The sequence below is a fragment of the Flavobacterium sp. RSP15 genome (assembly GCF_003968755.1).
GTDB lineage: Bacteria > Bacteroidota > Bacteroidia > Flavobacteriales > Flavobacteriaceae > Flavobacterium.
The window spans coordinates 46,908-58,931 of sequence record NZ_RYDL01000001.1 but is presented as its reverse complement, the minus strand read 5'-3'; the positions used below and the strand labels follow the sequence as shown (position 1 = coordinate 58,931).

The 12,024-nt window shown below is 34.2% G+C and carries 10 protein-coding genes; all 10 read right to left on the bottom strand.

Features of this window, described 5'->3' with window-relative positions; all coding sequences use genetic code 11:
* Window positions 1-126: 126 nt before the first annotated feature.
* The gene (locus EKM00_RS00225) at window positions 127-531 is read right to left on the bottom strand and encodes a hypothetical protein (RefSeq protein WP_126451475.1); all 405 of its coding nucleotides are present in this window, start codon (window positions 529-531) and stop codon (window positions 127-129) included.
* A 313-nt stretch (window positions 532-844) separates the two neighbouring features.
* Window positions 845-1,375 (bottom strand): peptide-methionine (R)-S-oxide reductase MsrB, encoded by a 531-nt coding sequence (gene msrB, locus EKM00_RS00220; RefSeq protein ID WP_126451474.1) that lies wholly within the window; start codon window positions 1,373-1,375, stop codon window positions 845-847.
* 4 nt (window positions 1,376-1,379) lie between these two features.
* Window positions 1,380-2,018 (bottom strand): peptide-methionine (S)-S-oxide reductase MsrA, encoded by a 639-nt coding sequence (msrA, locus tag EKM00_RS00215; RefSeq protein WP_126514832.1) that lies wholly within the window; start codon window positions 2,016-2,018, stop codon window positions 1,380-1,382.
* A 197-nt stretch (window positions 2,019-2,215) separates the two neighbouring features.
* On the bottom strand, window positions 2,216-3,178 hold the full coding sequence (locus EKM00_RS00210; RefSeq protein WP_126514831.1) for a nucleoside hydrolase: 963 nt from the start codon (window positions 3,176-3,178) through the stop codon (window positions 2,216-2,218).
* A 6-nt stretch (window positions 3,179-3,184) separates the two neighbouring features.
* Entirely contained in the window at window positions 3,185-4,174 is a 990-nt protein-coding gene (locus EKM00_RS00205; RefSeq protein ID WP_126451472.1) for a phosphotransferase, read from the bottom strand.
* 68 nt (window positions 4,175-4,242) lie between these two features.
* Complete coding sequence (locus EKM00_RS00200) at window positions 4,243-7,218, bottom strand: TonB-dependent receptor (protein WP_126514830.1); 2,976 nt, start codon at window positions 7,216-7,218, stop codon at window positions 4,243-4,245.
* Between the two features lie 43 nt (window positions 7,219-7,261).
* Window positions 7,262-7,726, bottom strand: a complete 465-nt coding sequence (locus tag EKM00_RS00195) for a DUF2064 domain-containing protein (protein WP_255416606.1) — start codon at window positions 7,724-7,726, stop codon at window positions 7,262-7,264.
* 15 nt (window positions 7,727-7,741) lie between these two features.
* Complete coding sequence (locus EKM00_RS00190; protein ID WP_126514828.1) at window positions 7,742-7,960, bottom strand: hypothetical protein; 219 nt, start codon at window positions 7,958-7,960, stop codon at window positions 7,742-7,744.
* A 1,012-nt stretch (window positions 7,961-8,972) separates the two neighbouring features.
* Window positions 8,973-9,593, bottom strand: a complete 621-nt coding sequence (locus tag EKM00_RS00185; RefSeq protein WP_126451469.1) for an L-threonylcarbamoyladenylate synthase — start codon at window positions 9,591-9,593, stop codon at window positions 8,973-8,975.
* A 14-nt stretch (window positions 9,594-9,607) separates the two neighbouring features.
* Window positions 9,608-11,944, bottom strand: coding sequence for an ATP-dependent helicase (locus EKM00_RS00180; RefSeq protein ID WP_126514827.1), 2,337 nt, complete (start codon window positions 11,942-11,944; stop codon window positions 9,608-9,610).
* Between the last annotated feature and the right edge of the window lie 80 nt (window positions 11,945-12,024).

Below are 12,024 nucleotides of genomic sequence, written 5' to 3'. Positions count from 1 at the left end.
TGTTTTGATAAATGCCATAGCATAATGCGCTGTAAACAATAGTAAAACACTACTGAAACAGGCATAAAAAGATACACCTTTTTGAATGTAAAGGGAATAAAGGCTATTCCAATCTGTAGAAAGGGATTAAACTATAGGAGGTCCGCGATGCGGATGGTTTGAAATAATGCTTGCCGAACGGCAATTGGGTTCTTCAAGAAATAAATGAGGCTTTATTACTTTTGAATTGAATATAAATTCAAAATTAGAAGTGATTACTACAAAAGGACTAACGGCCAAAATCAGACTGTCAAATTGTGGTTGTTGAAACTTAGCTGATTTTAAAACCTCTTGTTTGCAGTCCATTGGTGGCCAAATAACGGATTGTTTACCCGTATATTGTCTTCTCAATTCGCAATTTGAAATTTCTTTATGATCTGGATCTCTCGAATGATCCGGTTCACCTAATGGATGTGCTAAACAGATTAATTGCCATGGAAATAGAATTATTCCCATCAAAAAAAGCAATAGTATGGATTTTTGTTTTTGCATTGTGGTAAATTTACCAAAAATTGTCTAGATAGAAAAGCAATAGTTGGACTATCTGTTTGAACGTTTTCTGCCACACATTTCTTCTCATCAAATCTTAATAAAAAACAACTAGTTTCAAAAAATGATTTTAACATCCACTTCGATTCAGATTGTGCGGTCAAAATTTGCTCATAAAAGATTTTCATTCTTCTAAAAAAGCATTTACATTTTGCTTGCCAACCTGAGCAAACTTATTGCTTTATTTATTTGGAAGAAGAATATTTTTTAAAGTGAGTTTGATTTGAAAAAAGAATATAAGTCAGTAATCCTTAATTTATTTTTGAAAGAGCATTGCTATTGAATTCATACAATAACGCAAGCCTGTTGGATTAGGCCCATCGTCAAAAAGATGTCCTAAATGACCTTCACAACGGGCGCAGATAATTTCACCACGAACCATTCCTAAGCTTTTATCAACTACCTCTATCACTCGATTATTATTAATTGGCGCATAAAAACTTGGCCAGCCAGTTCCTGAATTAAACTTCGTTTCCGAGGAAAACAGTGGTAATTTGCACCCTGCACAAAAATAATTACCTTTTTTATGATTGCTATCAAATTCATTTTGGAACGGAGCTTCTGTCTCTTTTTTACGCAAAATATAATATTGATTTTCGGTTAAATCTCTTTTCCATTCTTTATCTGTTTTTATAACTTTGTTTAAAGAAGTATCATTCAGCGACAATGCTTGTTCCTGGACCATGCTGACTGGAACGATTTCACTTTTATCCCCATTGAATTGCTTACAGGCTATAAATCCTAGTGCAACAGCAGGCCATAATAATAGATGTTGGTATACTTTCATGACTTTACAATTTAGGTTTTAATTTTCCTCTGTATGTTTTCTTAAAAAGATTATATCTTGGAATAGATACGGCTTTAACATAAGATTGGTTTGGATTTTTTTCTATATAATCCTGATGGTATTTTTCCGCTTCATAAAAATCCATAATGGGTTTTACCTCGGTCACTATTGAATTAGGAAAAACTTTAGTTGCCGTAAGTTGTTTTACTTTATCCTGTATTATTTTTTTCTCTTCGGCATTTTTATAAAAGGCAATAGAGCGATAAGAGGAACCCCTATCCGGTCCTTGCTGATTAGCTGTTGTTGGATCATGTGAGGCAAAAAATACGGTCACTAATTCTTTAAAAGAGATTTTCTTAGGATCATAATAAACCGCAACTGCCTCAGCATGTCCTGTTCGGTTAGTGCCTACTTGCTCATAAGAAGGATTCTTCATTGTCCCTCCAGAATAACCAGACACTGCTTTGTCAACTCCTATAACGGCTTCAAATATGTGCTCACTACACCAAAAACATCCTTCGGCAAAAACAGCAATAGCTTTACCTTTTTCAGGTTCTAAAGATAGCTTTTTAGTTTGTGCGTTAGAATTGCAACTTAAAATCGCAAAAAACATTAGGACGTACATTGCTAATTTCATTTTCATATTTTATCTATTTTTATTAATTTACGATAATTTATGTGTTATGGTTTAAAAAACTTTAAGTACCTTAGTTTTCTATGGTTACCAAAACCATTTGAATGTCAAATTTATCTAAGATTTGAATTTTAGATTTTATCTAAGTTAATGACCGATAATTATTTATTTGTTTTCTAATTAGTAAAATAATTAACCTGAAAAACTCATTTCTTACTACGTAATGTTTCTAAAATTTTTTCCTCAAAGCCATGCAAAGCCTTTCGAGCATATTTGACTTTCTTTTTGGATTTGAATTTATAAGACACTTCCAAGAAATTTTTAAAAGGTTTATCTGGTTGAATTTCTAAAGCATCATTTTTTTTGTATGTTACTTTTATCGGAATATTTTCATAATAACTAAAATATTCCGGATGCGTGATTACTCCCAAAGTCGAACAATCAAAAGGAATAAAACCATGAACACCAAAATACTCTTCATTTAATGCCATCCACGGTTGAACAATGTCAAACAACCATTTATCAGCTTCATTTGTTCGATCTAAACTTGCTAAATCAATAGTGCCAATGTGGGTATAAGAACTGGGTTCATATCCTGCAAAAATCAAAGGAATGGTCGAGTTTAATAGTATATCCATAGATTTAGGGTCTAACTCATAATTGTAATCAAACACATTGAGCTTTCCATTCCCAGGATTAAAAATCATATCTGGTGTACGTGCTGCACAAATTGATATTTTCTCAATCTGGGGTATAATATCTGGATGATTCTGTATTAATGTTGCAATATTTGTCATTGGACCAAGAGCCAGAATAGTAAGTTTTTCTTTCTTTAAAGCTTGGTACAACGCTTTCGTCGCATCATTTTCAGTTCCTAAATCAGCCGCTTCCGGAGATCCTTTGTACACAGGAATAGCTGCACCTTTGTGGTGCCATTTTACTATTTTATGAATAATTTCGTAACTATAATCTATGTAGGTTATGTTGCTAATCCCCACAATCTGAATTTGTGGTTGCTTTAATGCCATTATTAAAGTAATGCCATCATCTACTTCGCGAGCTGCCTTATCTGGCATTCCAATCATGATATCGGTATCAAACCAAACTTTCGTTTGTGCGTGAATCTGATGTGCAAAAAGCAAGGCTAGAAGAACTAGTTTTAATTTCATTTTTGTTTATTTTGTAATTAAAGTATTGGCAAATTGTAATAATTTTGCTTTTGTTTTCAAATCTATTTGTAAAGGCAATTGTGCCAATCCAATTAGTCGTCGCATAATTTCAACACCCGTGAATCCATTTAAAATTTCTAAATTCAATTCAGGATAAGCCACATATTCATTTATGACAACCGATACTAGATGTAACTCTTGCTGTGTTAAATATAAATGTGCCAATAAAACGCCCAAATCAAATTCTCTTGAACCATAAAAGCAAAATTCCGGATCAATAATTTTGATCCCTTTTTGGGTTTTAAGCCAACTTCCAGGATAATAATCTCCATGCAAAAGGTAGTTTCCACGAGACAAATATAAAGATCCAAGTACTTCAACTTTTTGTTTTAGCTGAAGGTCTTTTTTATACGGTAATGCTAATTCCTGCAGCCCTTTTTGAACCAAATTTAAGTCAAATCCATTATCCTCCATAAAAGGATATCTAAAAACATGTTCATGATTGAGCATCCGTAAATCTAAATTTGTCAATTCATCATCAATAATGTCTTTGTAAAAAGACGAATGTAAACCATTCAAATAATCTATTAATGAAATAAGATCGCCTGTTTTCAATTGCTGTTCCAAATCATATAAAAAGTTGAAATCATTGGATTTCCCTAAATCTTCTAATATCATCACATTATTTTGACGGTCCAGCCCGATGAGGTTTGGCATATAATTTTGAACCGTTTGTACCGGAGCAACTTTCTGATAAAACAAACTTTCGGTGATTACCCGATCTGATGGAGCACTTACCTTCGGGTATTTTTCAACATAAGCGCGAGATTGTTTTATTATAAAAGTTCGCGCGCCTGTATCCACTCGCAAAAGATAATTCATATTGCCTTCACCTGGTTTGGTTAACGAAACAATTGTCTCATTAAGTCCAAGCCACTGTTGTTTTTGTAAATAATCGGTTAATTCTTTTGGCTCATTTGCCCGTAGTATAAACATTATTATTGTTGTTTTAAAAACCTCGGTAGTTTGTAAAAACGACTGAGGTATATTTATCTATTATTCTTTTAAAATAAATACCGTACTCCAAACTGAAACTGTCTTGGAGGCGACGCGTTGCGTTGTGTAAACAAGCCACTGGCAGTTGAACCGCCTTGAATTTGATTACTCTGTGTAGCATTGTTACTGTATCCGCTTAAATTTTCAGCATTGAAAACATTAAAAATATCAGCTCTTACTTCGATTTTATTATTTTTTGCCATTTTAAATTGATGCTGTAAACCCAGATCAAAAGTAGTGCTCCACGGCAAGCGGTCGCTGTTTCTGCTTTCACCGGGAAAACGATCACTATTGCCTTGATACGCATCACTAAAACCAGAACCGTCACCATTTAAATCAGTAGTTCCAAAACCAAGTGGAATCCGATTTATGGGCTGACCGCTTTGCAATAATCCGGCTACAGTAATCGTGGTTCCGCTAAAGGGATAAAAACTATAAATTCCGTTGATATTGTGCGTTCTGTCATTAATCGAATATCCCCATTCCCTTGCGTAATTATTCCCATCCATGGCTCTAAAATTAATATCTTCGGTATCATTTTTTAAGGCAGACAAGGTATAGTTTAATCGATAGGAATACGTGTCAATCCCCCTTGTTTTTTGATAATTTACGCTTACAGCATAATATCTAGATTTTCCTTCGGTTTCACTTATTACAACATTTCGCGCTACACCGCTTACCGTTTGACCGTTAATGGTTGCTGTTCCGTTTACAATGGGAATTGGTCGGGAAGCATCGGCTTCTGCTTGCGTTCTGATGATGACATTACTAGGATCAATCGGATATTCGGCTGCGGCATTCAGGTTTCTCAAACGGAATAAATTTTCACCTCGATTATGAACCAAATCTACAAAAAACAATTGATTTCCGTCAGCCTGAAGTTGGTACCCCAACGCAAACTGATGTGAGTACGGATTGTTGTAGCCATTAGGATTTAAAATCCGTCTTTCATTCGAAAAAGCACCTTCCCGCTCACTTTGTAATTGATCTCCGGTAGGACCTTGTAAATAGGATACATTTGATAAATTAGCCGCTATATTTCCGTTATAAGTCACCGCTTCCAGATTAGTGTTAGCTGGCAAAACTCCTAATCGAATAAACTCTTGCAGCTGAGTTTTATAATCTGCTGATGTCGTATTTTGTTGTAAAGCATCGCTATATAGACCATAATTTATTTTGTCATACGCAATTCCATAGCCTCCACGAATACTGCTGTTATTTGTTAGTTTATAATTAAAATTAAATCGAGGCGCTAAATTATTGTAATCGCCTTTGTTACCTCCACCTTTTGATAAATTATCATAATCGTAACGCAAGCCCAATGTAATATTCAGTTTATCACTAACCGACCATAAATCTTCCAAATAAACAGAATAAATATCTTGATGTGTTCCAAAAGAAGCGGGACGCAACTCTACATTATAATTAATTACCTGAGCATCCAGTGGAATATCACTAACATCCAGGCTACTTCCTACACCACTATTTCTAATTCCGTCAATTTGGGATTGATTCAGTTTGACGGTATAATTGCCGTTAGGGTTTCCGCCTCCAAATAACTCGTGATTTCCTCGTATATAATTCAATCCCGATTTGAAAGTATGGTTCTCTGTATAATATTTGAATTTCTGTTGGATTTGAATCGTGTTTTCCAAAGCATCAAAAACGTAGCCCGGATGACCTAAAATGGCTAAAGTTTCGTCATTAATACCTAAAACAATAACTTGTGAGGAGTTTACATGGACAGGATCAGCATAATTCCATCTAAAACGATTATATTGAATATTGGTCTCACCACTTATTTTACCAAAGTTATACGAGTTTTTCAGTGATAATAAAATACTGTTTCTTTGCTGACTATTTCCCGCAGAAGCAAATGTAGCTCCTCCATCTAAACCACCACCCTGACGCTCAACTTCAACGATTCCTATATTCGCACGGACCGAAGATCTAAAATTTTTATTCCATAATTGATCAATTTTTGATGAGAAATAATTAAATGTATTGTTTCCCCTCACGGTTTCTGCAACTCCCAATTCGGGTACTTTTAATAAATTATCTTTCACATCGGTTGTATGTTCAAAATTGAAATAATAAAACGTTTTATCTTTAACAAAAGCACCTCCTACGCCTCCACCCGCTTGGTAACGAGCAAAGCCATTTTTAACTTGATTACCTAACAAATCACGTTGAGCAAATGAAGATTTTCCATCTATCGATGGACCAGGTCTAGTGATAAAAAAGGTTTCTCCTGTCATTTCATTAGATCCTGACCGTGGTGTTATGTCTATAATACCACTTCCTGTTAATCCGTATTCTGCCGAAAAATTACTAGTCAAAACCGTAATGTCCTTTACAAAACCAGATGGTATATTAAACTTTTGTCCCCCTAAAAAACGCTCATTGTTATCCATTCCATCAATAAGATAAGACGTAAACAAAGGATTCGCCCCATTAATGCTCACATTAGGCGCTTCTGCAAAAAATCCTGTGGCTTGCGATACGTTTGGTAATCGATACAGAACTCTAGTAATATCTCGCCCTTCGAACGGAATTTCTTGAATTTCGGCAGCTTTCAATTCAAAAGAAACCTCGGCATCGCGACGGTTAATTTTTGATGTTGAATTTCTAGCAATAACAACTTCGTCCAACTCTTCTGTATTTGTTCTCTTTAAAATCAAAGTAACATTTGGATTTTGATTGGAACGAATACTAATAATATCGGATCTTTCAGCAACATAGTCTGCCGTTTCTTCAAATGAAACTTGATAACCATCTAAAGCAGGAATGTTTCTAAAAATTGCTTTCCCTTGAAGATTAGTAGTTTGCAACAAGGTGCTATTCCGAGTACTATTGGATAATTTAATGGTAATATTAGAAATTGGTCTTTGATTTTCAAAATCAATAACAGAAACCGTTAGGTCTTCTTGAGCAGATACAAATGTCGTAAAGCAAAGTAAGGCCCAAATGAAAAATTGTTTCATCGGAGAAAAATTAGTTATAAATAAATGCAATTTGAGCTGTAATTTATAACGAAAAAGGAGATCCCTTATTTAAATTTAAACTTTTATATTCGTAATGAACCTGAGATTTTTTATAATAATTTACATTTATTCCCTTTTGAAGTAAGGAAAGAATTAAATTTTTAAATCCATCTGAAAAGGATAATTTACAAATTGCTTTTTTAAAATCAAAAGCATTTTTACAGTCATTCAAAACTGGAAGTAAACTCATTTTTTTTTTGCTAAATAGCGCTTTTAATTCTTTAAAAACGCAAGGTGTTTGCCAAGAAATAGCGGCAAATTGTTTAGCAAGAAAACTTGATTTTGAAACAGCTATCAAATAGGCACCACCATTAAAATCCGCTCCAAGAACTGAATCATTAATTTGCAAATTTGTATTAGCCAGAAGCAGATGATCCGCTTGCAATTCAATGCAATCATTTCCAATAACAATGACTTTATCATAACCTTGTGCAAAAACTTTATTTATTGCATCCGTAATTTTCTAGCCAAAAGTGTTACCTACTTGGATACTTTCATCAACTACAGAATAAGGAAGATTTGTTTTTTTGATGGTTTTCAAAACGTTTTCATTCATCTTTTTCCACAACAATTGGTTTTGCTTTTTTTTACAAGCAATAGATTTAGAAATACTTTGAACTTTTTCACTTTGAGCAAAAAGCAGTATCGCAGTTGTTGAAGAATGATCCTTTATGAATTTCATAAAGTTGTAGACAGGAAAATCTTCCAATCCTGACAAATGTTTTTACTTTTTTTTAAATGAAAAAATTACATTGCAATTGTCAGGAATTCATTTCCATTTAGTCTAAATCAACATAAAAATAACTGTAACTGTTACTGTAACTGCACTGTTGAACAGTCATCCTTGATACATAAGAAACACATAATTAATAATTAATAGTTTCAAAAATTAAACATTATAAACAATAACTTTCGTAATACTTAACGAATTAAAAAATACCGAAACTGAGTATCGTCCGTGAAGTTTACATTCATAAAACCAGTTGTTCTATGAAGCCAAAAACCTTTAGAAGGAGCAATTTCAAATTAATTTTTGCAGTTTTTATCCGCGTAATGCCAATTTATAATTATTCAAAAGAATCCTATCGACCACAAAAAAAATTTAAAAATCATGAAAATGAGAGACTAATTTTGTCCTAAATTCTTCTGAAAATAAAAACAATTTTCTAATTCTTTTATTTTATTAAAAAGTAGAATTCGAACCTCATGACTGCCATTTTTAATTAAAAAAAAATTTTTTTTCTTTGCGAAAAAGCTAACGAAGACCGGTTTTTTTTACAAAAAAGTAATCGGACAAATAATTTGTTACCTAGTATACTAGTGAATCGAATTTTGATTAAAGCCCATGCAAAATAGTAAAAACACCTATGAGTTTTTTAGAAACTTTCTCAGTAGGTTAATATCTTTAAATCATCTAAAAAAAGTTCTAAAATCGTCTCGACAAGGTCATAAATAAAAATTATTAAATACTTTTTTATCAGTAATTTAATGATTTCTAGTTATAAATTTGTCCGATTTTTAAAGAATGAATTTTTGAAGTTAATACCAAAAATGTTATCTGAAATCCAATTGACAACCACTTAATGATAATCAAGAATAACATGCTTACATAATACAATCCATAGATTTATATGTTCTTGGTAAAAATAAAAACACGTAGTAAATCAGCAACTATTTTGCCAAAAAATTAAATTTTATAAAATATCCAAACTTCCTTTGCCTTCTCGAACTACAACTGGCTCATCACCTGATAAATCAATAATGGTAGATCCTATATTGTCCCCATAACCTCCATCAATAACTAAATCAACTAGGTTTTGCCATTTCTCAAAAATTAGTTCCGGATCCGTGGTATATTCTATCACATCATCTTCATCATGAATTGAGGTAGAAACAATAGGATTACCTAACCCTTTAACTATTTCTAGAGCAATCGCATTGTCTGGAACCCGAATACCAACGGTTGTTTTCTTTTTAAATTCTTTTGGCAAGCTATTATTTCCAGCTAAAATAAAAGTATACGGCCCTGGCAACGCTCTTTTTAATAATTTGAAAGTTGCCGTGTCTATCTGCCTCACATAATCCGATATGTTGCTTAGATCATGGCACACAAAAGAAAAATTAGCTTTATCCAGTTTTACTCCTTTTATTCTCGCTATGCGTTCCAATGCTTTGGTATTGGTAATATCACAACCCAAACCATAAACAGTATCCGTGGGATAGATTACTAAACCACCTTCTTTTAAAACCTTAACTACTTTGGCAATTGCTGCTTCGTTAGGTTTGTCTTCGTATATTTTTATAAATTGAGCCATTTTTTTTTAGTTTTTCATCCAATAATATCCAGTTTAGCAAAACGCAACAGTAATTTCTTTATTCCGCCTACTTCAAATTTGATTTCGGCTTTTTTGTCGGCTCCCACTCCTTCAAGGTTTAACACTTCACCTTTCCCAAAACGTTCGTGCATCACTATATTACCAGCAACCAGTTTATTATCGAATAAATTAGCACTTCCTGAAGCAGCATTATTACTAACAGGTTTCAATTTACGAATATTTATATCCGATTTAGGTTCATTATCTGTATTATATTTGGTCGGCGGGGTTCCGCTAGCTGGTTTTGCCAGACGCAATCTAGATTTATCTACATCGCCAAAAATATCGCTATCAATCATTGGTTTATACCTGTAATTATTTTCAGGAGGTGTAATGTATTCCAGATATTGACTGTCGATTTCCTCAATAAAACGCGACGGTTCACTATCAGTCAATTTTCCCCAACGGTATCGTGATTGTGCATAGGTCAAATACGCCTGGTGCTCCGCACGGGTCAAAGCCACATAAAACAAGCGGCGTTCTTCTTCTAGTTCGCTTCTCGTGCTCATACTCATGGCACTCGGGAACAAATCTTCTTCCATTCCCACTACAAAAACATGAGGAAATTCTAATCCTTTAGCTAAGTGAATGGTCATCAACGCCACGCGGTCTTCATCACTGGTGTCTTTGTCTAAATCAGTTGCCAGAGCCACATCCTCCATAAATTCAGACAAAGCGCCACGGGCTCCATCCACTTCTTTTTGGCCATCTGTAAAATCCTTAATACCGTTTAGTAATTCCTCAATATTCTGAATTTTAGCCATTCCTTCCGGTGTAGCATCTTTTTTTAATTCCTGAATTAATCCTGTTTTTTTGGCAACATGATCCGCTAAATAAAACGCATCCTGATTTTCATTTATAGCCTGAAAACTCTGAATCATCGTAACAAAATCTAATAGTTTTTGCTTGGTTCCGGAATTCAGTTTTAAATCAATTCGCTCTATGTTTTGCATCACTTCAAACATCGAACGTTTGTAGTGATTGGCTGCAATGGTTAGTTTTTCGATTGTTGTATTCCCAATCCCACGTGCCGGATAATTAATTACCCGAACTAAAGCTTCTTCATCTTTTGGATTAATAACCAATCGTAAATAACACAAAACATCCTTGACTTCTTTTCTTTGATAGAAAGAAAGTCCACCATAAATCCGGTACGGAATATCTCTTTTTCTAAGCGCATCTTCCATAGCCCGGGATTGTGCATTGGTCCGGTACAAAATGGCAAACGCACCGTTAGGCATTTGATTTTGCATTTTTTGCTCCCAAATCGTACCGGCTACAAAACGGCCTTCTTCGTTGTCTGTTAAACTGCGGTGAACCTTTATTTTGGGACCAAAATCATTGGCGGTCCAAACGATTTTGTCCAGTTTTACTTTATTTTTATCAATAATAGTGTTTGCTGCTTCAACAATATTCTTTGTCGAACGGTAATTTTGTTCTAGTCTGAAGGTTTTTACGCCTTCATAATCTTTCTGGAAATTCAGTATATTATTGATGTTTGCACCACGAAACGCATAAATACTTTGTGCATCATCGCCGACCACACAAATATTCTGAAATTTATCGGATAAAGCCCGAACAATAAGATATTGCGAGTGATTTGTATCTTGGTACTCATCTACCAAAATATAGCGAAAACGGTTTTGATATTTGGCCAGAACTTCCGGAAAACGAGTCAGTAATTCATTGGTTTTTAATAACAAATCATCAAAATCCATGGCGCCTGCTTTGAAACATCGGTCCACATAATTTTGATAAATTTCGCCCATTCGAGGTTTTTTAGACATTGCATCCGCTTCTTGCAAATCAGGATCATTAAAATATGCTTTTACCGTAATCAAACTGTTTTTGAAATTTGAAATTCGGCTTAAAACCTGTTTGGGTTTGTACACATCACGATCCAGTTGCATTTCCTTGATTATTCCGGAAATGGCACGCAATGAATCCTGAGAATCATATATGGTAAAGTTTGAAGGATAACCAAGATGTTCTGCTTCTGAGCGTAAAATTCGAGCAAAAACCGAGTGAAATGTTCCCATCCAAAGATTTTTTGCCTCTCCGGCTCCCACGATATCCGAAATTCTTTTTTTCATTTCTCGGGCCGCTTTATTGGTAAAAGTAAGCGATAAGATACTAAACGCATCAACACCCTGACTCATCAAATAAGCAATTCTGATAGTCAACACCCTCGTTTTACCGGAACCTGCACCCGCAATAATTATCATGGGTCCGTCTTTTTGCAAAACGGGTTCACGTTGGGCTTCATTAAGTTGATCGATATATTTGTGCATGGAATTTTTTAAATTTTATTATGCAAAAATAGCGATTTTGAATGAGGTTTTCAGTACCAAAAAACAACAATTGGCTAATT